Raw genomic sequence first — 20,705 nt, forward strand, 5'->3', positions numbered from 1 at the left:
TTGATTAATTAACTATATTATCAATAATCTTTCCTATCAAATTATTATTTTCTGCTGTATTTTGGAGATTTTCTTCTTTCTTGTCTGATAACTCTAAAGAATTATCTGTATCAACATCTATATATACTTTTTGATTTTCATCAGGATAACTCATATCTAAACTATTTATCGCAACTTCTTCAATCCATCTAGAGTCCTTAATTTTTTCTAGTCTTATTGAAAGGTTTTGTTTTTCTTTTTCTAAACTAGACACTTCAGTCTCTAAACTCGAAAGATCATACTGTAGTCTAGATATATGTGCAAATCTTAATAAGATTATTATAGATATGGTTAATACTCCAGTAGCATATAAAAATAATTTTAATTTTATTAATGTATTATTTTTTTTAGGTTTTTTATTTTTTCTCGGTTTTCTATCTTTTTCTTTTTGAAGATCATAAGTTTGAAATTCTTTTCGTGCTACTACCAATTCTATTCACCCCTTTTAAATTTTAGAACTCTATATTTTTTCCGCCACTCTCAATTTTGCACTTCTTGATCTTGGATTTTTTTGCAATTCGATTTGTGATGCTATTATAGGTTTTTTATTTATTATTTTTATTTCTCTTTTCTTATTACATTTACATATAGGAAATTCTTTAGGACAAATACATGTTTTATTTAAATATTTATAAGCTTCCTTTATAATTCTATCCTCTAAAGAATGAAATGTTATAACACTCAATCTTCCATTAGGTTTTAAACAATCAACTATGTCAAAAATACTATCTCTTAATATATCCAATTCCCTGTTAACTTCAATTCTTATAGCTTGAAAGGTTCTTCTCGCAGGATGTGGTCCATCCTTTCTTGCTCCTTTCGGTATTGCTTTCTTTATAATATCTACAAGTTCTCCTGTTGTTTCTATCTCTTTTCTATTTCTTTCTTTCACTATAAATTCTGCTATCCTTTTAGCCCATCTTTCTTCCCCAAAGTCTTTAATAATTCTATTTAAGTCATCTAAACTATAATTATTCACTACTTCCTTAGCTGAAAGTTTATCTTCTTTATTCATACGCATATCTAATGGAGCATTCTGATGAAATGAAAAACCTCTATCAGCTGTATCTAATTGATGAGATGAAACCCCTAAATCTAATAACACTCCATTGACTTTATCAATATTCAAATCACTTAATATTTCTTTTATATTTTTAAAATTATCATGTACTAAAAGATACTTATCTTCATAACCTTTCAATACTTCTCTTGACTTATTAATTGCATTCATGTCTTGATCTATTCCTATAAGTTTACCATTATCAATTCTTTTTAAAATTTCTTTAGAATGACCTGCTCCTCCTAAAGTACCATCAATATATATTCCATCTTTCCTTATATTTAATCCTTCTATAGATTCTTCTAATAACACAGATACATGCTTAAATTCCACTTATTTCACCTCAAATATATTATTAATCTATATTCCTAATTCTGCCATCTTTTCGGCTATATTCTCATAACTTAAATCATCATCGTCATTATATGCTTTCCATTCTTGACTACTCCAAATTTCGATTCTATTTGAAACCCCAATAATAGTAGCCTCTTTATCTAATTTAGCATGACATCTCAAATTATTAGGTATTAATATTCTTCCCTGTTTATCTAATTCACATTCTGTAGCCCCAGCAAAGAAAAATCTTACAAAAGCTCGGGCATCCTTTCGTGTTAAAGGTAAGGATTTTAATTTGTTTTCAAGAACATTCCATTCTTCTAAAGGATAAACAAATAAACAATTATCTAATCCTTTAGTTACTATAAAAGAACTTCCTAAGTTTTCTCTAAATTTAGCCGGTACTATTACTCTTCCTTTTTTATCAATAGAATGGATATGTTCACCAATAAACATATATTAACCCCACTTTTATAATTTTTACACCACTTGTTACCACTTTACACCACTTTATTATTAATTCTATATATATTCTCAATATCCTTCTATTTTTTAGATTTTTTTTAGTAGAACTTTAGTACTATTTTTAAAAACAAAAAAAGAATATTTTGATTGTTAACAATCAAAATATTCTTTAACTCTTTATAGTACTATTATTTTTTTTATGTTCTACATAATATTTAGTTATTAATTTATCCAAAGCAACGCTTAATTTATATATTTCATCATAATTAGCATTGCTTAGCAAAAGTTTATTAAGCTCGTCCCTTAAAAAGGTAATTTTGTCGTCTATTGTCATATTATCACCCACCATTATTAAAGGTGATTTCATTTTATTACTGAAACATGAAATTGTCAATTAATTTTATATGCTATTTGCTCGAAAAACGTAATAAAAATACTAATTCTCTTCAATATACTTCATTTTATTTCATTTTTCTACCTATATTATCTAATTAGATACATAATTTGAAGTTTTCACCATTTTTATCTACTTTTCTACATTTTTCTCTTTCTTCTAACAAAGAAAATTATCATAGTAAAAATTATTAAAACTATACTAATCAATTGAGCAACTCTTATATCACCAAGCATCAAACTATCTGTTCTTAATCCTTCAATAAAAAATCTTCCTAATGAATATAATGATAAATAAAGTAAAAACACTTCTCCCTCTATTTTCTTTTTATTCTTCCGATACCATAATAAAAATACAAACATCAATATATTCCATAAAGACTCATATAAAAAAGTAGGATGTACATTAACACCATCAACTGAAATCCCCCATGGTAAATCTGTTTCTCTTCCATATGCCTCTTGATTTATAAAATTTCCCCATCTTCCAATAGCCTGACCTAATATTATACTTGGAGCTGTTATATCTCCTATTGTCCAAAAATTAATATTTCTTATTTTACAATAAACAATAGCCGTAAATACACTTCCTATAATACCTCCATGTATAGCCAAGCCACCTTCTCTTATATTTATTATTTTTAATATATCCCCCTGATAATATTCCCATTGGAATATTACATAATAAAGTCGTGCTCCTATAATAGCAATAGGTATTGCAAATAATAGTAAATTAATCAACTCATCTTCGTCAAAGTCTATCCTTCTAGATTCTCTAATGGCTAAAAGTGTACCTAATACCATTCCTATAGCTATAAATATACCATACCATCTTACACTTATACCAAATATTTCAAATGCTATTGGATTCATATTTATCCTCCCTAATATTTTATAGCTACTAGTTATAACTAGTAGCTATAGATAAATTATAATAATTTTATACTAAAGTCAACAAACCTATTTTGATTTTATAACAGATAACGTACAATTATCTTTATTAAAGTGATTATCAAATCTATGAATTATATCATCAAATGTAACGTCTTCTAATATATTTAAATAGTTTAATAGCGAAGTATTGTTAAATGTATATTTTATAAAACTATTAGCAATATAATCTAAAGAATCAAAATTCATGACATGATGTCCAAGCATTTTATTTTTTATTCTTTTAAAATCTTCTTCATTTAATCCTTGTTTTTTAATTTTCTTTATATATTCTAATACTTTATTTAATACCTCTTTAGGATCATCTGATTCTCCACCTATAATCGAATGTGCATAGGTTTTATTAGCTGTAAATTGAGATCCAAAATTATTATTAATTATTCCTTTTTCATACATATTTTTATAAAACTCTGTTCCTGTACCAAAAAGTATATCTAATAATACATTAGTTGTAATCTGCTTTTTAATAAGTTCATCACCATCATATCCAACATCGTAGTCCTTAAATCCAATATTAAATAAAGGTATAGAAACACTTAATTTTTCTTCAATATACTTATTATTTATCTCTTTAGGTTCATTGGGATAAATCCTTTCTATATTTTTTATATCATTAGAAATACCTCTATTCATGTTTTTATTAATTACATCTATAGCTTTTTCAAAATTAATATCACCTACCATAAATAAAACCATATTAGAAGGATGATAAAAAGTATTATAACACTTATACAATGTTTCTTTGTCAATATTAGAAATACTTTCTACTGTACCTGCTATATCAATTCTAACAGGATGTTTATGATACATACCTCTTAAACAATTAAAATATACTTTCCAACTTGGATTATCATCATACATTTTAATTTCTTGTGCTATTATTCCTTTTTCCTTATCTACATTTTCATCTGTAAAATAGGGACTTTGAACAAAAGAAACTAACAATTTAAGATTCTCATAAAATTTATCAGTACAAGAAAACAAATAAGCTGTTTGATTAAAATTCGTATAAGCATTAACATATGATCCCAACTCAGAGAATTCATTGAAAATATTACCTTCTTTTTCTTCAAATAATTTATGTTCTAAAAAATGTGCAATTCCTTCAGGAACTACTATCGAATTATCTTCACCCAAAGGAACAAATTCATTATCATTAGAACCATAATTTGTAGCAAATACAGCATATTTCTTAGTAAAACCTTTTTTAGGCACAAAATAGACTTTTAATCCATTCTCCAATACATGTAAAAAAGCTTCTTCTTTTAAAATTTCATTTTTTATAGTACTTATATTATTCAATTAAATACCTCCTATAGTTATTCTATTGATTTTTTAAAAAATATACAGTATCTAATGATATTTTATTCATAGAATTTATTATATCTTCTTTTTTAACTTTATTAATAGAATCTATAATTTCATCTATATCTTGATTATCAGTTAATACTTTGCTTAAATTAAACTCAGAAATTGAATAAGTATCATCTTCTACAGCTTTCATAGATGTAATCATTGCTTTTTTAGATTGTTCAATATTTTTTTCTTCAAATTCTCCTTTTTTCATAGCCTCTATTTGTTCTTTTATTATATTTAATGCACTTTCATATTTATCAAATTCAATTCCTGCTGAAATTAGCATTAGCGATTTATATTTATATCCTCTTGAATAAATATAATATGCTAAACTCTCTTTCTCTCTAACATTTATAAATAACTTTGAATCTGGGCCACCACCTAAAATATGATTACCTACAAGAAAAGCAGTATACAAATCATCTTCATATGGTATATTGGTTCTATAACCTAATGTTAACTTTCCTTGCTTTATATCCATTTCTTCTATAACTGTTTTTTCTTCAATATCTTTCTTAATTACATTTTCTCTTTTTAAAAGTTTACTCTCTCTTTCATCAAATGGAAAATAATCTTTAATTATATTTTTAATTTCATTTTTTTCTATATTACTTACAACATTAATTTCTACTCTAGATTTTTTAAAAAAATCTAAATAATGTTTATACAAATTCTGTGAATTAATATTTTCTAAATCCTCTATATAACCATACTTATAAATATGATAAGGTTCATTCTTGCACATTTCTTCTATACATCTAGTTGTTGAATATTGTTTCTTATCATTTATTCTAGAAGAAATTCTATCTTTTAAATTCCTTTTTTCTTGAGAAACATACTCTTCCTTAAACTTATTATCTATTACCAAAGGATTATAAATTAACTCTTTTAACACATCTAATTTATTCTTCAATATATCATTAGATAAAACAAAATCTTCTCTTGGTCCTTCAATAGTAAATCTTATAATATGTTTTTCACCTTTTTTATTTACACTTACACTTAGGTCAGAACCATATAATTCTTCTAACCTTCTTTCTATATCCATAGAAGTATTATATTGTTTGGTACCTCTCTTTAAAATAAGAGGTACTAATGTATTTTTAGTAACCTCACTTCTATTTAATGGCATAATAAAATAAAAACTAATAAGTTCAGTTTTAAACTTATCTCCATTAATAATATTTAAATACACTTCATCATTTATTTTTTCTCTTGTTGTCTTTAACAAATTTATCCCTCCTATTAATTCCAGTTTTGAATATCTACACATTCAATCCTGTTTATTATTTCATTTATGATATTATTATCCATAAGAAATCCATCTAATACTTTACATTTTACTCCATCAGGAAATTCAATTTCTTTTTTTATTTTTTGATAAATATCCACTTTTATTACTTCTTCCAACTAGGGATCAACTAATTAAACGAATCATTTCAGAAATACCATATCCCAGTAATTCATTGTTTTTACTTAAATAATTAGGTTTTAAATCATCATACCAAAAAATACTATTCTGGAAGAATCAATATTTAATTCTTCCACTAATTTTTCTTTTATTTTACTTTGAAATATTACACTTTGTTTAATAGCTTCAGAATCATCAATGCTATCATTAATATTTTTATCTATTCCTATTAAATTAATTCCTATTCTTTTTATATTATTAGAATTATTCTCTATCAAATTCACATAAGATTCTATTAATGACTTACTAGACCATAAAGTATCTGTTATTATACTTATATCATAAATACCAATAAATAATATAATAAAAATATAAAAATTAACTTAATAATAGATACATATTCTTTTTTTAAAAATTAATCCTATTAACATTATAACAGAAAATGAAAAAATCATTATAAATAAATTTTCTATCGGATCTTCATAACACATATATACTAAAAATGAAATTAGTATTAAAAATATTAATATATACTTATAATATTTTCTATTATTATCCATACTATTCCTCCAAAATATATAATTATTAATATTTACGTAATGAAATAAAGCTTTTATGAAAAAAATCCAGCAATTTGCTGGATTTTTTTCATAAAAGTCTTATAATCTATTAATTACTATTTAGTCTCGAGTATCAGGAGTTAAAGCATCAATTAAATCATCTAATTCATCAGTAAAGTCATCTATTGGATCTCCTCTTCTGATATCTTCTGCTACTCTATTAATTCTATCAAAATAGTCTGTTTCAGAAGATATATATACTTCATCTATGTCTTCATTTCTCTCTTTCACTTTAGCTTCTATATCATCCCTTAATTCTTGAGAAATTTCTCCATCTGTAGTATCAACAGCATCTATTCCTACTATTGCTGTATTATCTCTTACTACTACAGTGGCATCATTAATTCCATTCACCTCTACTATACTATTAGCTATGTCTTCATTTTCACCATTAATATCATCTACATCTTCTTCAGCATCATCTGTCATATCATCATCATTATCATTTATATCACCATTATTATCTATGTCACCATTGTCTCCTACATCGCCATTATTTCCTACATCTCCATTATCATTCACGTCGCCATTATCATTTACATCACCATTATCATCTGGCTCTTCTTCTGGTTGACATCCTATACTTATAGCTGTGATCATAAGTATAATTAACAATATGATGCTGAATTTACTAAATTTTTTATTCATATTTACACCTCCTATAATTAGTATTACATAATTTATAAATTTTATTATTTAATTTTAAATATAAAAATAAAAAAGACTTTACATTTTAGTAAAGTCTAATAATTAACTCTATTTCCACTTATCATATATATTATTCTTTCACATATATTAGTTGTATGATCTGATATCCTCTCAATATACCTTCCTATAAATAACAAATCTACGATTTGTTTCATCTTACTCTTATCTTCTATTAGAATATCCAATAATTCTATATATATTGTTTCATATATATCATCTACAATATCATCCATCTTTGCCACTTCTCTTGCTAATTCTTCGTCTTTTTTCACAAAACTATCAAGGCTTTTTCTAAGCATTTCCTTGGATATGTTAGCCATATGAGGTATATCTATTAATGGTTTAATATATATTTCATTACTAAGTCTTTTAGTGATTTTTGCAATATTTACACCATTATCTCCAATCCTTTCTAAATCAGTTATTATTTTAAGTATAGTACTAATCTCCCTTAAATCTTTTGCTTTAGGTTGTTGCAATGCAATAAGTTCTATACATTTTTTTTCGATTTTAATTTCCATTTTGTCAATTTCAATATCTAAATTTATTACTTTATCAGCTAACACTTCATCTTGTTTTAATAAAGAGTCAATAGAAATATCAATCAACTCCTCCACCATTACTCCCATTTTTAATAATAAATCATTTAATCTTTCAAGTTCAATATCAAAATATTTTCTCATAATATCCCTCCTTAACCAAATCTACCTGTAATATAATCCTCAGTTCTTTTATCTTCTGGATTAGAAAATATCTTAGAAGTCTCACCATATTCAATTAATTTTCCCATTAGAAAAAATGCTGTATTGTCTGATATTCTTCCTGCCTGCTGCATAGAATGGGTTACGATTACAATAGTATATTTATCTTTAAGTTCTCCAATTAATTCTTCAATTTTTGATGTAGCAACAGGATCTAATGCTGATGTAGGCTCATCCATCAATAATACATCCGGTTTCATAGCTAATGCTCTAGCAATACAAAGTCTCTGTTGTTGTCCTCCTGAAAGTGACCATGCTGATGAATCAAGTCTATCTTTTACTTCTTCCCAAAGTGCCGCATCTTTTAAACTGGTTTCAACTATTCTATCTAATTCTGCTTTCTTTTTTATACCATTTCTTTTAGGACCGAATACAATATTTTCATATATAGATTTTGGAAAAGGATTTGGCTTTTGAAAAACCATGCCAACTTTAGTTCTCAATTCCACAACATCTACTTCAGAAGAATAAATATTTTTACCTTCATATATTATTTCTCCAACATGTTTAGTTCCATCAATTAAATCATTCATACGATTCATTGTTCTAATAAATGTCGATTTACCACATCCTGATGGGCCTATAAATGCGGTTACTTTATTTTCTTCTATTTCTATATTTATATTATTCAATGCTTTAAAATCACCATAAAAAAAATCTAAATTCTTTACATCTATTTTGATGTTCATTATAATACCTCCTAATTTTATTATTTTATTCTATTTTGATATTTATTTCTTAGTATAATAGCAACAGCATTTGCTCCTAATAATAATATCAATAAAATAATAATGGCTCCTGCTGCTAAATCATGGAATTCTGTTTGAGGCATTGTTGACCAATTATAAACTTGCATTGGTAATGTAGTAAATTTATCAAATATACTTTCTGGAATAAATGCAATAAATGTCACAGCTCCTATAATAATTAAGGGGGCTGTTTCTCCTAAGGCTCTAGCAATTGCTAATATAGATCCTGTTAAAATCCCCGGTAATGAATAAGGTAATACTACTCCTTTCACCACTTGCCATTTTGTTGCTCCCAAAGCATAAGCACCATGTCTTAATTCCTTAGGTACACTCTTAATAGCTTCTTGGGAAGAAACTATTATAATAGGCAATATAAGAAGAGTTAATGTTAAAGCTCCTGATAATATGCTCCTACCAAATCCTAAGAAATTCACGAATATTCCTAATCCTAATATTCCAAATACAATAGATGGAACTCCTGCTAAATTAGATATATTTAATTTTATAATCTTAGTTAAAATTTTTTTATCATCAGAATATTCTTCTAAATAAAGAGCACTCCCAACTCCTATAGGAAATGCAAAAATCATAGTAATAGTGATTATCCATATACTTCCAAAAAGAGGAGCTCTTATCCCTGCTTTTTCTGCAAATCTTGAGGTAAAATTAGTAAAAAATTCTATATTAATCCATTTTAAACCATCTTTCAATATATCAAATAACAATATACTTAAAATAAGCAATCCAAATAAGGTTGTCAAAAATACTAATATATGAAACCCTTTATCTATTAATTTTCTTTTCTTTACATTACTCATTAATACTCCTCCCTATATTTCTTAATTATCATTCTAGCTATAATATTCATTATCAATGTAATTAAGAATAGAAGCATTCCTACTGCAAATATAGTTTTATATATAAGACTCCCATGGGTAACATCTCCTGATGCCACTTGTACTATAAAAGATGTCATAGTTTGAACACTTTCTAAAGGATTTAGTGTTAATTTTGGTGTAGAACCTGCCGCTAAACTAACTATCATAGTTTCTCCTATAGCTCTGGAAATAGCCAAAACAAAAGAAGAAATTATACTAGATAAGGCTGCTGGTACAACAATCTTTATTGAAACTTCAAATTTTGTAGCTCCCAAGGCATATGCTCCCTGTCTAATTTCATTAGGTACAGCTTTCATAGCATCTTCACTTAAAGAAGAAATCATAGGTATTATCATAATTCCTACAGCTACACTGGCACTTAAAGCATTAAATATATTTATATCAGGAATAACTTTTTGTAATAATGGTGTTATAAAAGTTAATGCAAAATAACCATATACAATTGATGGAATCCCCGACAGTATCTCTAATAGAGGCTTAACTATTTTCCTAGTTTTTTCTGATGCATACTCACTAAGATAGATTGCACTTCCTAATCCTATTGGAATTGCAATAAAACTTCCATATACTGCAATCATTAAAGTCCCCATAACTAATGGTAGTACTCCAAACTTAGGATTAGCAAATAATGCTGTCCATTCAGTTCCTGTTAAAAATTCAATTATAGAAACCTCTCTTAAAAAAGATATAGTCTCCCTAGAAAGAATAATTACTATCCCTATAGTAGTTAATATAGATATTGATGCTAATAAAAATAAAATTATTTTAATACATCTTTCCTTAACATTTCTCTTTTTTATTTTATTACGATTTATCTTCTTTGATTTTTCCTGAATAGCATACATTTTAAATCCTCCCTACTTCTTCGTTAAGCTATATATTAATTATAATTTATTTATCTGTTAATGTTGTTGCTTTAAAGTTAATAGAATGTTAATTTTAAGTTAAGAAGATAATCTGGATACCATTCAATAAAACAAAAAGTTTCAATTACTTAACCTCCTTAAACAATAATAAAAATGGGTACATTACCCATTTTTATTATTTAGTTCCCAATTCCTTTAATTTATTTAATTCTTCTTCATATCTTTCTTCTGTTAATGCTACATAACCAGTACTTGGTACAATAGACTTACCATTATTTAAATAATAATCTACAAATTCCTTTACTTGTGATTTATTTTTATAATGATCATTATTTACATATATAAATATTGGTCTTGCTAAAGGAGTATATTTTTCACTACCAATATTCTCAGGAGTCGGTTCTACTCCATCTATACTTAATGCTTTTAATTTATCTTTATTTTCTTCATAATATGCATATCCAAAATACCCCAATGCATATTCATCTCCAGCAACTCCTTGTACTAATACATTATCATCTTCACTAGCAGTAAAGTCCGTTCTAGTAGCTCCACTTTCCCCTACAATTGCTTCAGTAAAATAATCAAAAGTTCCTGAATCTGTTCCTGGACCATATAATTTAATTTCTTCTTCTGGCCAATTAGAATTTATATCACTCCACTTTTTGACAGAGCTATTTGGTTCCCAAATTTTCTTTAATTCCTCTACAGTAATATCATCTGCCCAATCATTATTACTATTTACAACCACTGATATTCCATCAAGAGCAACAGTTAATCTAGTAAATTCTATTCCATTTTCTTCTGCTATTTCAGCTTCTTCCTCTTTTATTTCTCTAGAAGCATTACTTATATTAGTTTCACCTATTGTAAATCTTTTCATTCCTCCACCAGTTCCAGAAACCCCTACAGTAACTTCTGTATCTTCATGTCCAATTTGAAACTCCTCTGCAACTGCCATTGTAATAGGATAAACTGTTGACGATCCATCTATCTCTATTGAACCACTTAATTCCTCACTTTTTTTAGTATCGTTGGATTTCTCTTCGCCTTCTGTTTCACAACCAACAAACACTGATACTGACAATATTAATACTACTAATAATGATACAATTTTTTTCATGTTAATATCCCCTTTCACAATTTATAATTTATCTTTCAAGGAAAGTATAACATTATCTATTTTGAAATATGTTGTCTCCTGGTTAAGGGTATGTTAAATAACTGTTAATTGGATTATATTGAAGTTAAAGTCTATATACTGTATAATTTAATCTAGATTAAATTATAACCATAAGTTGAAAGGAGATTTATATGAAATTAGGTATAGTTGGATTACCCAATGTAGGAAAATCTACATTGTTCAATGCCATTACAAAAGCAGGTGCAGAATCTGCAAATTACCCATTTTGTACAATAGAACCTAATATGGGTGTTGTATCAGTTCCTGATGAAAGGCTCGATATATTAACAGAAATGTTCAATTCTGAGAAAAAAATACCTACTGCTATAGAATTTTTTGATATCGCAGGATTAGTTAAAGGTGCTAGCAAAGGAGAAGGCTTAGGTAACAAATTCTTATCTCATATAAGGGAAGTAGAAGCAATAGTTCATGTAGTAAGATGTTTTGAAGATGAAAATATAACTCATGTAGAAGGAAATATTAATCCTTTAAGAGATATTGAAATAATCGATCTAGAACTTATATTGTCAGATTTAGAAATAATGACCAAAAGACTAAATAAAACCGAAAAATTAGCAAAAGGTGATAAATCCCTTTTAAAAGAATTAGATATAATAAAAAGAATTATTCAAGTACTTGAAAATGGCAATCCAGTTAGAAATATTGATTTTAATGAAGATGAAAAAATATTTGTGAAAAACTTAAACTTATTATCTAACAAACCAGTATTATATGCTGCTAATATTTCAGAAGAAGATATAATTAATGATAATAAAAATGAATACTTAAAAGCTTTAAATGAATATGTAAAAAAAGAAAACTCTGGATTAATAACTATATGCGGGAAAATCGAATCAGAAATTGCAGAATTAGAAGATGATGAAAAAGAAATGTTCTTAGAAGAATTAGGTCTTAAAGAATCTGGATTAGATAGATTAATAAAAGCTAGTTATGAATTATTAGGTCTAATCTCATTTCTAACAGCAGGACCAAAGGAAACTAGAGCTTGGACTATTAAAAAAGGTTGGAAAGCTCCTCAAGCTGCTGGTAAAATTCATACTGATATGGAAAAAGGCTTTATACGAGCTGAAATCGTAAGTTTTAAAGACTTAAATAAATCGGGTAATATGGTTAAAGCGAAAGAACAAGGATTAGTTAGATTAGAAGGTAAAGATTATATAATGAAAGATGGCGATGTTGTAATATTTAGATTTAATGTATAAAAAATTCCCTATTAATAGGGAATTTTTTATACATATATATTTAATAATAATCCTTCTATTTCTCCAACAATTCTTAATAAATTTAACTTGCTATTTTCACCTTTTATCATTTCATCAGTTAAATCTATTAATTTATCATCTATCTTAGATACTATTTTTAATATCCTAGATCTTCCTCCTCTTTTAAATCCTCCTCTTTTATCTAACTCTAATCCTAATTCTACTGCTTCATCTAAAAAATCTTTGATTTTCTTCTTATAATCAAAAAGATTTTCAATTGTTTTTTTCTCAGCTAATTGTTTTCCAGATTCTTTTATTTCAGACATCATTTCATGTAATTTTTCTAAATTAACATCTTGACTCTTTTTATCCATAACTTCTTTAAAAGAAATTTCATTATTATTTTCTGTATTATTTGTCTTATCAATACTTTTCATTCCCACTCTTTCTACCTTCAATTTATCACTCCTAAGAATCTTTCTCTAAATTCTGTAATAATAAAAATATTTCTGCTATTACAGAATATAACTGAGGTGGTATATTTTCTCCTAAATCCATATCAAGTAAATTACTTAATAATGATGTATCTTCTTCTAAAGGGATATTTCTTTCTTCGGCCATTTCAATAAGTTCTTGAGCCATATTACCTTTTCTATTGGATATGATTTTTGGTAATGAATCGGTAGAATTCTCATAATGAACCGCTATTGCTCTTTTTTCTTTAAAATTATTCTTAAAATTAAATCTCCTATAACTCATATCCTTATATCTAACCCCTTTCTATGAGAATTAAATTCATCACTAGTATTTTCTAATGGTTTATCTAATATACTTGTGTCAATTTTTTCTTTAGAAAATTTATCATATCTTATTCTATTCACATTATATCCTATATCCTTAAGTTTATCTACTAATTCATCCTCTAAGAAAGCTATCTTGTTTTTTATTTTATTATTATCATTTCTTATAGTAATATCTAAATTTCTATTCTGAGAATTAATAAGAATACCTGTTTCTCCTAATTTATCAGTTTCTATTAAGAAATATAAACTGCTATTCTTCCAATCTATTTTTTCATTTTCTTTATTTGAATTAACAATTAATTTCATATTTTCAATTTTCCCAACAAGATTAACTGGAATATCAAAAAACATAGTTTGTACAGAATTATTATTTTCTAATTTGTTCAATAATTGTTGACCATTCAAATTATCTAAAACTTTCATAATACTAGATATATCCTTAATACTTCTATTCTCTTGAGACATAATTTTTAATAAATTTCCTTTTAAATTTTCTTCTAAATTTATATTATTTAAATTAAACAATTCATCATTCAATATATCCTTTTCATAATTTAATCCTAAATTCTTCATATAATCATATACTTGTCTTGCTCCAGAAGGTGGATTTTTAAAAATATCAAATGAAGAGTTAATATTATCTTTACTCCCATTAATATCTTTACTTATTTCTTTAGATAAACCATATACAATTTTTTCCTCAGATGCCTTAAATTCTATTTTATTTAATTCTTCTTTTATTTCATTTATTAGTATCTTTCCTTCTTTAATATTGTTTTTTGATACTAAATTCTTTGCCATGTCTATTTTACTACTTATTTTTATTAATTTTTTTTCGGTTAACATATCTGTATACAAAGTTATATCACTCTTTAATATTTTTCTATTTAAATAATCTAAACTATTTTCTAAACTCTCTTTTATATCTTCTTTATTAATAGTATTATCAAATATAACTCTATCCATGTTTTTTACTAATGTATTCTTTAAATCTTTAAAATTTTCATTAATTAAATTCATCTTTTCTGTAACTATAGTCATTAATACTTTCTTTTGACCATTAAATTCCGTTGATAATATATTTTCTGGATATGAACTTAAATCTAGATTATCATTTTCTTTATCTTCTAATCTTGATAATAAAGAATTATTGTCTATATTTTTCTCATCTTTATTTTTATTAAAATTCTCTAAAATTTTATCACTTAAATCATTAACCACTTTTTCATCCAATTTTAAATCAATACTATCTTCTTCTCCATTTAAAATTGTTAAATCAATTTGTAAATTAAAAATTTCTAATATATCATTTAAATTTACATCTATACCATCACCAAATAGAGTTTCTTTTATAGATATAATATTTTTCAAAGTTATATCTATACTCTTATCAACTAATCTATTTAGTATATCAATTTTCTCTTCTAATGGAGAATTATCTTTTTCAATAAATTTTCTTATTTGATTAATCTCTTTATCACTTAACTTTACTCCTTTATCCCTTAATGTTTTTATTATTTTTTTTAATTCTTTTCCTTCAATTCCTTCCAATTTATTTAAAGCTTCAATATCATTATTAACCTTACTATTTTCAACATAATCTACAGATATACCATCAGAATCAATGTTTGTTATATAAATTTTTCCTTTACTATCATCAATTCCATCTAAGCTTTTATTAAACTTAGCTTTAATATCCTTTCCATTAACATTTATAATTGCAGTATCTTTGGATAGTTTTTCCTTGAAAGTAAAATCTAACGTACTTCCTACTTCTAAATCATTATTTCTATTTAATTTCTGATACTTACTACTTATATTATTAATTATTTTCATATCTTCACTCCCTAATTTACTTCCATGAAATATATCGGCAAAATTAGGCATTTTATTTAGCATTATTAAAAAATAAGCCAGGTTTATAAACCTGACTTATTTTAGTAATTCGAATTTTCATGTTCTCCTTTTACTATAGATACTGAAGAACTTGCTCCAATTCTTGTTGCTCCTGCTTTTATCATTTTATCAACAGTATCTCTATCCCTAACTCCTCCAGATGCTTTTACACCCAATTCTTTACCAACAATTTTTTTCATAAGAGTAACATCTTCAACAGTAGCCCCTCCCGTTGAAAATCCAGTAGAAGTCTTTACAAAATCAGCTCCCGCTTTTTTAGATAATTTACATGCAATTTCTTTTTCTTCATCAGTTAATAAACAAGTTTCTATTATTACCTTTACTAATTTATCTTCTGAAGCATCTACCACACTTTTAATATCTTCTTTTACTAAATCATAATTTTTATCCTTTAATGCTCCTATATTTATTACCATATCTAGTTCATCTGCACCATTTTCAATTGATTTTCTAGTTTCAAAAGCTTTAACTTCTGAAAAAGTACTTCCTAATGGAAAACCTATTACTGATGTAACCTTAACATCACTATTATTTAATTGTTCTGCAGCATAGCCAACATAATATGGATTAACACATACAGATGCAAAATTATTTTCCTTAGCCTCATCACATATTTTCTTTACTTGTTCCTTTTTTGTATCTGGCTTAAGTATTGTGTGATCAATTATTGAAGCAATATTATCCATTATATAACCTCCGTTATTTAACTAAATCTACCATCATTCCATTTTTAGCTCCAGCTGCATTTCCTTCCTCAATATCTACATGCATTTCTAATGAATACTTAGGACTTACTCTAACTAATACATTTTCAAATATAAGAGATCTTTCTCCTGGAACTTTAACCTTAACTCTATCATTATCTTTTAGTCCAAATTCTTTAGCATCATCAGTATGCATATGAATATGACGAGATGCTGCAATTATACCTTTTTCTATTACTACTTCTCCTTTTGGTCCTACAATTTTTGCTCCTGGAGTCCCCTCTATATCACCTGAATCTTTAATAGGAGGTACAACTCCAAGTTTAAATCCATCAGATAAAGCAACTTCTGCTTGTGTATTTTCTCTAGCTGGTCCTAATACTCTAACTCCCTTTAAAGCACCTTTTGGTCCTACAATATCAACTTTTTCTTCGGATGCATATTGTCCTGGTTGAGAAAGGTCCTTAAGTCTAGTCAACTCATATCCTTCCCCAAAAAGCTTGTCTATATGTTCCTTACTCAAGTGAATATGTTTGTTTGATAATGCAATTGGTAATTGCGTCTTCATTATAAATTCCTCCTAATATATATATATTTATTTATTACCCAAAAATCATCTAAATTTAATTATGTAATAAAATTCTAACACATAATTTCACAGATTAAATTATAAAACTTTTCATTATAAAAATCAAATAGTGAACCTCACCCCCTGAATAAAATATTCAGAGGGTGCTTGTGCCTTAATGCATGGTCAATACTTCATTAATTCATTTAAAACTTTTAAAAAATCTGGATAGGAAGTTTTAATAGACGATATATTATCTATCTTAGATACTCCATCTGCCATTAAAGCTGCTATACTCATGGACATAGCAATCCTATGATCTTTATAAGTATTTATCTTTCCACTTTTAAAGTTAGATTTTCCTTCAATTATCATACCATCTTTCAACTCTTTTATACCTACTCCCATACTATATAATCCTTCTACAATGACATTAATTCTATTACTCTCTTTTACTCTTAATTCCTCTGCATTTTTAATAATAGTCTTTCCATCAGCACAAGCAGCAGCTACTGCTAATATAGGTATTTCATCTATTATTCTAGGAATTAAATCACCTTTTATTTCTATTCCTCTAAGATTAGAACTTCTTATTTCCATATCTACTATAGGTTCATTATTTACTTCTCTATAATTAAATATTTCTATATTTCCACCCATCTCTTTTAAAACATCTATTATTCCACTTCTAGTTTTGTTATACCCAACACCTTTAATTTTAATATGAGAATTTTTCAAAATTAAAGCTCCTACTATAAAAAAAGCTGCAGATGACATGTCTCCTGGAATAAATACTTCCTTTCCTTTAGGTTTTATATTAGAATTAATAATTACTACATTATCTTTTTCAATAACATTGATTCCAAAATATTTCATCATTCTCTCTGTATGATCTCTTGATTTACTTGGTTGAACTATTTTTGTTTCTCCGTTTACATATAAACTTAAAAACATAATAGCAGATTTTACTTGAGCGCTAGCTATATCTTGATTATAAATTATAGAATTTAATTCTTTTACTGGCAATATTGTTAATGGAGGATAATTATTATTTTTACTATTTATATTAGCTCCCATCATAGAAAGAGGATCTATTATTCTTCTCATAGGTCTTTTTTCTATAGATTTATCTCCTGTAATAATAGTTTGAAATCTTTGTCCGGCTAAAATACCAGTAAGTAATCTTATGGTTGTCCCTGAATTTCCAACATATAATTCTTTTTTTGGTTTATTAAGTCCATAAAGACCTACTCCATTAATAAATACTTTATTGTCACAAGTTTTTATATCTACTCCTAAATTTCTTAAACAATTTATAGTATTTATACAGTCTTCACTAAACAAAAAATTATCTCCAATAGTAACTCCTTCCGAAATAGACCCTAGCATAACAGTTCTATGAGATATAGACTTATCGCCTGGCGCATTTATCTCCCCAATTAATGAAACATTTCCACCCTTTATATACATATCATCTATCAGCCCCTAAAGATTTTATAATTAAGCTTCTATCAATTCCTTTATAAAATATTCTTACTTCTCCTCGATTAATAGGAAGTATGAAAACAATATCTTTATTAGTATTTTTCTTATCATTTTCTAAATTTTTAATTATTTCTTGTTTTTCTTCCCTTGTAAATTTTACATCTGATATAATTTTATTTAATAAATATTTAATTTCACAATAATAATCACTTGATATATATCCAAGTTCTCTAGATATATACGCTTCACTTATCATTCCTAAAGCTATAGCCTCTCCATGAGTAAATCTTTGAAAATCATTTAATGATTCAATACCATGTCCAATCGTATGTCCAAAATTTAATATCTTTCTAATATCATTTTCATAAGTATCTAGATAGACTATCTCTTCTTTTATTTCCAAAGATTTTTTAATTATATTTTCCATTTTATCTATATTCAAACTTTTAATAATATCTATCTCCATTTTTAACATCTTAAAAAAATCATAATCTCTTATTATTCCATATTTTATCACTTCAGACAATCCAGACTTAAGATTCTTTAAGTCTAATGTTTTCAGAGTTTCAGGATCAATTAAAACTTTTTTAGGTTGATAAAAGCTACCAATGATATTTTTTATATTATTATAATTAATTCCAACTTTTCCTCCAACGCTACTGTCTACTTGGGACAAAAGAGTTGTAGGAATCTGTATAAAATCAATTCCTCTCATATATGTAGAAGCTACAAATCCTGCTAAATCACCTATTACTCCTCCTCCTAAACTTATTATCAATGATCTTCTATTATACTTACCATATAATAACTTATCATAGATATCTTTCGATGTGTTTAATGATTTACTTTTTTCTCCCGGGGAAATTATATGAAAATCTATTTTAAAATCCTTTAATGTTTTTTTTATTTCATTAATATATATATTAGCTACATTTTCATCAGTAATAATTAATATTTTTTCTTTCTTATATTCCTTTATATAATTTGATAAATCATTTAATAAATCTCTCTTTATATAAACAACATAATTTTCACTTTTAGTTCTTATGTTTAACTTCAAGAATATCACCTCTTTTTAATATATTTTATATATTTAGTATAATTATTTTTCATTTCTTGAATACTATCTCCACCAAACTTAATTATTAATTCTTCAGCAATTATCCAAGATAAAATACTTTCCCCTACGATACTAGCAGAAGATACTGCACATACATCTGCCCTTTCTTTATGTGCTAAATACTCTTTCTTTGTATCCATATCTATACTTTTCAGAGGGATTTTTAAAGATGGTATAGGTTTCATATATCCTTTTAATATTATATTTTCTCCATTAGAAATTCCAGCCTCAATGCCTCCAGCATTATTTGTTGTCCTATAATATCCATTATCATAAAAAATTTCATCATGTACTTGTGAACCAAGTTTTTTAGATATATTCATTCCTTCTCCAATTTCTACTACTTTTATTCCTTGAAGACTCATAAGTCCTTGAGCTAATTTTCCATCTAATTTTCTATCCCAATGACTATGGCTCCCTAACCCAATAGGTAAATTAATTGCAAATATTTTAAAAGCTCCCCCTAATGTATCGCCTTTTTCTTTGCATTCATCAATTTTATCTATTACTTTTCCTTCTATTTTCTTATCTATTATTCTTAAAGATGAATTTATATTTAAAATTTCACTAATTGAATAATGACCTTTATCTTCTATCCCACCTATTTCTGTTACATGACTACATATATCAATATTAAATTCTTTTAATATTAACTTAGCTATAGCTCCTATTGCTACACGCATAGCTGTCTCTCTTGCACTTGCCCTTTCTAAAATATTTCTTATATCTTTCTGTGCATATTTTATTACGCCTGCCAAATCTCCATGTCCAGGTCTTGGCTTTGTTATTATATTTTCTGTAATTTCATCCATAATGCTCATCTTTTTATACCAATTTTTGTAATCTTTATTTTCTATATATAAAGTTAAAGGACTGCCTATGGTGAAACCACCTCTAACTCCAGATAGTATATTTATACTATCTCTTTCAATTTCCATCCTTTTTCCTCTTCCATATCCCCTTTGCCTTCTTTTCAATTCACTGTTTATATAATCTATATCAATAAATAAATTAGCAGGTAATCCTTCAATAATACCAATTAATCCTTCCCCATGAGATTCCCCTGCATTTAAATATCTTAACATAAA

Annotated in this window: 25 protein-coding genes; 1 reads left to right on the forward strand and 24 read right to left on the reverse strand. The window is 26.3% G+C overall.

Annotation, left to right across the window (positions count from 1 at the left end):
- Window positions 1-4: 4 nt before the first annotated feature.
- The 16 genes from GOQ29_RS07260 to GOQ29_RS07335 all read right to left on the reverse strand — a co-directional run bounded on the left by GOQ29_RS07260 (window position 5) and on the right by GOQ29_RS07335 (window position 11,737).
- Window positions 5-469, reverse strand: coding sequence for an FtsB/FtsL family cell division protein (locus GOQ29_RS07260; protein WP_203371984.1), 465 nt, complete (start codon window positions 467-469; stop codon window positions 5-7).
- A gap of 30 nt (window positions 470-499) precedes the next feature.
- Window positions 500-1,432 (reverse strand): 16S rRNA (cytosine(1402)-N(4))-methyltransferase RsmH, encoded by a 933-nt coding sequence (rsmH, locus tag GOQ29_RS07265; RefSeq protein WP_203371985.1) that lies wholly within the window; start codon window positions 1,430-1,432, stop codon window positions 500-502.
- 27 nt (window positions 1,433-1,459) lie between these two features.
- Window positions 1,460-1,891, reverse strand: coding sequence for a division/cell wall cluster transcriptional repressor MraZ (mraZ, locus tag GOQ29_RS07270; protein ID WP_203371986.1), 432 nt, complete (start codon window positions 1,889-1,891; stop codon window positions 1,460-1,462).
- 178 nt (window positions 1,892-2,069) lie between these two features.
- Complete coding sequence (locus tag GOQ29_RS07275; RefSeq protein WP_252187552.1) at window positions 2,070-2,234, reverse strand: aspartyl-phosphate phosphatase Spo0E family protein; 165 nt, start codon at window positions 2,232-2,234, stop codon at window positions 2,070-2,072.
- 200 nt (window positions 2,235-2,434) lie between these two features.
- Window positions 2,435-3,166: a prolipoprotein diacylglyceryl transferase gene (lgt, locus tag GOQ29_RS07280; RefSeq protein ID WP_203371987.1), complete on the reverse strand. Its 732-nt coding sequence runs from the start codon at window positions 3,164-3,166 to the stop codon at window positions 2,435-2,437.
- Between the two features lie 87 nt (window positions 3,167-3,253).
- On the reverse strand, window positions 3,254-4,546 hold the full coding sequence (gene yfmH / locus GOQ29_RS07285) for an EF-P 5-aminopentanol modification-associated protein YfmH (RefSeq protein ID WP_207750666.1): 1,293 nt from the start codon (window positions 4,544-4,546) through the stop codon (window positions 3,254-3,256).
- 22 nt (window positions 4,547-4,568) lie between these two features.
- Window positions 4,569-5,831: an EF-P 5-aminopentanol modification-associated protein YfmF gene (yfmF, locus tag GOQ29_RS07290; RefSeq protein ID WP_203371988.1), complete on the reverse strand. Its 1,263-nt coding sequence runs from the start codon at window positions 5,829-5,831 to the stop codon at window positions 4,569-4,571.
- Window positions 5,832-5,845: 14 nt separating this feature from the next.
- A complete protein-coding gene (locus tag GOQ29_RS07295; protein WP_203371989.1) occupies window positions 5,846-5,992 on the reverse strand; it encodes a hypothetical protein in 147 nt (48 codons plus the stop codon).
- Between the two features lie 99 nt (window positions 5,993-6,091).
- Window positions 6,092-6,295 (reverse strand): hypothetical protein, encoded by a 204-nt coding sequence (locus tag GOQ29_RS07300; RefSeq protein WP_203371990.1) that lies wholly within the window; start codon window positions 6,293-6,295, stop codon window positions 6,092-6,094.
- A gap of 99 nt (window positions 6,296-6,394) precedes the next feature.
- The gene (locus tag GOQ29_RS07305; protein WP_203371991.1) at window positions 6,395-6,571 is read right to left on the reverse strand and encodes a hypothetical protein; all 177 of its coding nucleotides are present in this window, start codon (window positions 6,569-6,571) and stop codon (window positions 6,395-6,397) included.
- Window positions 6,572-6,691: 120 nt separating this feature from the next.
- Window positions 6,692-7,279, reverse strand: a complete 588-nt coding sequence (locus GOQ29_RS07310) for a YhcN/YlaJ family sporulation lipoprotein (RefSeq protein WP_203371992.1) — start codon at window positions 7,277-7,279, stop codon at window positions 6,692-6,694.
- A 95-nt stretch (window positions 7,280-7,374) separates the two neighbouring features.
- On the reverse strand, window positions 7,375-8,022 hold the full coding sequence (gene phoU, locus GOQ29_RS07315) for a phosphate signaling complex protein PhoU (protein ID WP_203371993.1): 648 nt from the start codon (window positions 8,020-8,022) through the stop codon (window positions 7,375-7,377).
- Window positions 8,023-8,033: 11 nt separating this feature from the next.
- A complete protein-coding gene (gene pstB / locus GOQ29_RS07320) occupies window positions 8,034-8,789 on the reverse strand; it encodes a phosphate ABC transporter ATP-binding protein PstB (RefSeq protein WP_203371994.1) in 756 nt (251 codons plus the stop codon).
- A 20-nt stretch (window positions 8,790-8,809) separates the two neighbouring features.
- Window positions 8,810-9,667, reverse strand: a complete 858-nt coding sequence (gene pstA, locus GOQ29_RS07325; RefSeq protein WP_203371995.1) for a phosphate ABC transporter permease PstA — start codon at window positions 9,665-9,667, stop codon at window positions 8,810-8,812.
- Window positions 9,667-10,593 carry a phosphate ABC transporter permease subunit PstC gene (pstC, locus tag GOQ29_RS07330; protein ID WP_203371996.1) on the reverse strand — a complete coding sequence of 309 codons (927 nt, stop codon included), beginning with the start codon at window positions 10,591-10,593 and terminating at the stop codon, window positions 9,667-9,669. The genes pstA and pstC overlap by 1 nt, the downstream gene beginning before the upstream one ends.
- A gap of 196 nt (window positions 10,594-10,789) precedes the next feature.
- Window positions 10,790-11,737 (reverse strand): PstS family phosphate ABC transporter substrate-binding protein, encoded by a 948-nt coding sequence (locus GOQ29_RS07335; protein ID WP_203371997.1) that lies wholly within the window; start codon window positions 11,735-11,737, stop codon window positions 10,790-10,792.
- A 191-nt stretch (window positions 11,738-11,928) separates the two neighbouring features.
- Here GOQ29_RS07335 and ychF point away from each other — a divergent pair, with 191 nt between their 5' ends.
- Window positions 11,929-13,020, forward strand: coding sequence for a redox-regulated ATPase YchF (gene ychF, locus GOQ29_RS07340; protein WP_203371998.1), 1,092 nt, complete (start codon window positions 11,929-11,931; stop codon window positions 13,018-13,020).
- A gap of 26 nt (window positions 13,021-13,046) precedes the next feature.
- Here ychF and GOQ29_RS07345 read toward each other — a convergent pair whose 3' ends face one another.
- The 8 genes from GOQ29_RS07345 to aroC form a co-directional block, all read right to left on the reverse strand.
- Window positions 13,047-13,478, reverse strand: a complete 432-nt coding sequence (locus GOQ29_RS07345; protein ID WP_203371999.1) for a YaaR family protein — start codon at window positions 13,476-13,478, stop codon at window positions 13,047-13,049.
- Window positions 13,479-13,488: 10 nt separating this feature from the next.
- Entirely contained in the window at window positions 13,489-13,779 is a 291-nt protein-coding gene (locus GOQ29_RS07350; RefSeq protein WP_203372000.1) for an EscU/YscU/HrcU family type III secretion system export apparatus switch protein, read from the reverse strand.
- Window positions 13,776-15,659, reverse strand: coding sequence for a ring-infected erythrocyte surface antigen domain-containing protein (locus tag GOQ29_RS07355; protein WP_203372001.1), 1,884 nt, complete (start codon window positions 15,657-15,659; stop codon window positions 13,776-13,778). The genes GOQ29_RS07350 and GOQ29_RS07355 overlap by 4 nt, the downstream gene beginning before the upstream one ends.
- Window positions 15,660-15,760: 101 nt before the next feature.
- On the reverse strand, window positions 15,761-16,426 hold the full coding sequence (gene deoC, locus GOQ29_RS07360) for a deoxyribose-phosphate aldolase (protein ID WP_203372002.1): 666 nt from the start codon (window positions 16,424-16,426) through the stop codon (window positions 15,761-15,763).
- Window positions 16,427-16,439: 13 nt separating this feature from the next.
- Window positions 16,440-17,012 (reverse strand): phosphate propanoyltransferase, encoded by a 573-nt coding sequence (gene pduL, locus GOQ29_RS07365; RefSeq protein ID WP_203372003.1) that lies wholly within the window; start codon window positions 17,010-17,012, stop codon window positions 16,440-16,442.
- Between the two features lie 186 nt (window positions 17,013-17,198).
- Window positions 17,199-18,482, reverse strand: a complete 1,284-nt coding sequence (aroA, locus tag GOQ29_RS07370) for a 3-phosphoshikimate 1-carboxyvinyltransferase (protein WP_203372004.1) — start codon at window positions 18,480-18,482, stop codon at window positions 17,199-17,201.
- A 1-nt stretch (window position 18,483) separates the two neighbouring features.
- The gene (aroB, locus tag GOQ29_RS07375; RefSeq protein ID WP_203372005.1) at window positions 18,484-19,557 is read right to left on the reverse strand and encodes a 3-dehydroquinate synthase; all 1,074 of its coding nucleotides are present in this window, start codon (window positions 19,555-19,557) and stop codon (window positions 18,484-18,486) included.
- A 5-nt stretch (window positions 19,558-19,562) separates the two neighbouring features.
- Complete coding sequence (gene aroC, locus GOQ29_RS07380; RefSeq protein WP_203372006.1) at window positions 19,563-20,702, reverse strand: chorismate synthase; 1,140 nt, start codon at window positions 20,700-20,702, stop codon at window positions 19,563-19,565.
- Between the last annotated feature and the right edge of the window lie 3 nt (window positions 20,703-20,705).

Origin of the sequence: Anaeromonas gelatinilytica (assembly GCF_016820635.1) — a bacterium.
Lineage (GTDB): Bacteria > Bacillota > Clostridia > Tissierellales > SIT17 > Anaeromonas > Anaeromonas gelatinilytica.

Excerpts from the sequence above, each read along its gene's own strand:
- pstC (WP_203371996.1), bottom strand. The coding sequence starts at position 10,593 with ATGTATGCTATTCAGGAAAAATCAAAGAAGATAAATCGTAATAAAATA.
- GOQ29_RS07335 (WP_203371997.1), bottom strand. The coding sequence starts at position 11,737 with ATGAAAAAAATTGTATCATTATTAGTAGTATTAATATTGTCAGTATCA.
- deoC (WP_203372002.1), bottom strand. The coding sequence starts at position 16,426 with ATGGATAATATTGCTTCAATAATTGATCACACAATACTTAAGCCAGAT.
- aroC (WP_203372006.1), bottom strand. The coding sequence starts at position 20,702 with ATGTTAAGATATTTAAATGCAGGGGAATCTCATGGGGAAGGATTAATT.
- pduL (WP_203372003.1), bottom strand. The coding sequence starts at position 17,012 with ATGAAGACGCAATTACCAATTGCATTATCAAACAAACATATTCACTTG.
- mraZ (WP_203371986.1), bottom strand. The coding sequence starts at position 1,891 with ATGTTTATTGGTGAACATATCCATTCTATTGATAAAAAAGGAAGAGTA.
- pstB (WP_203371994.1), bottom strand. The coding sequence starts at position 8,789 with ATGAACATCAAAATAGATGTAAAGAATTTAGATTTTTTTTATGGTGAT.
- GOQ29_RS07350 (WP_203372000.1), bottom strand. The coding sequence starts at position 13,779 with ATGAGTTATAGGAGATTTAATTTTAAGAATAATTTTAAAGAAAAAAGA.
- GOQ29_RS07355 (WP_203372001.1), bottom strand. The coding sequence starts at position 15,659 with ATGAAAATAATTAATAATATAAGTAGTAAGTATCAGAAATTAAATAGA.
- GOQ29_RS07310 (WP_203371992.1), bottom strand. The coding sequence starts at position 7,279 with ATGAATAAAAAATTTAGTAAATTCAGCATCATATTGTTAATTATACTT.
- pstA (WP_203371995.1), bottom strand. The coding sequence starts at position 9,667 with ATGAGTAATGTAAAGAAAAGAAAATTAATAGATAAAGGGTTTCATATA.
- lgt (WP_203371987.1), bottom strand. The coding sequence starts at position 3,166 with ATGAATCCAATAGCATTTGAAATATTTGGTATAAGTGTAAGATGGTAT.
- ychF (WP_203371998.1), top strand. The coding sequence starts at position 11,929 with ATGAAATTAGGTATAGTTGGATTACCCAATGTAGGAAAATCTACATTG.
- aroA (WP_203372004.1), bottom strand. The coding sequence starts at position 18,482 with ATGTATATAAAGGGTGGAAATGTTTCATTAATTGGGGAGATAAATGCG.
- GOQ29_RS07275 (WP_252187552.1), bottom strand. The coding sequence starts at position 2,234 with ATGACAATAGACGACAAAATTACCTTTTTAAGGGACGAGCTTAATAAA.
- phoU (WP_203371993.1), bottom strand. The coding sequence starts at position 8,022 with ATGAGAAAATATTTTGATATTGAACTTGAAAGATTAAATGATTTATTA.
- GOQ29_RS07305 (WP_203371991.1), bottom strand. The coding sequence starts at position 6,571 with ATGGATAATAATAGAAAATATTATAAGTATATATTAATATTTTTAATA.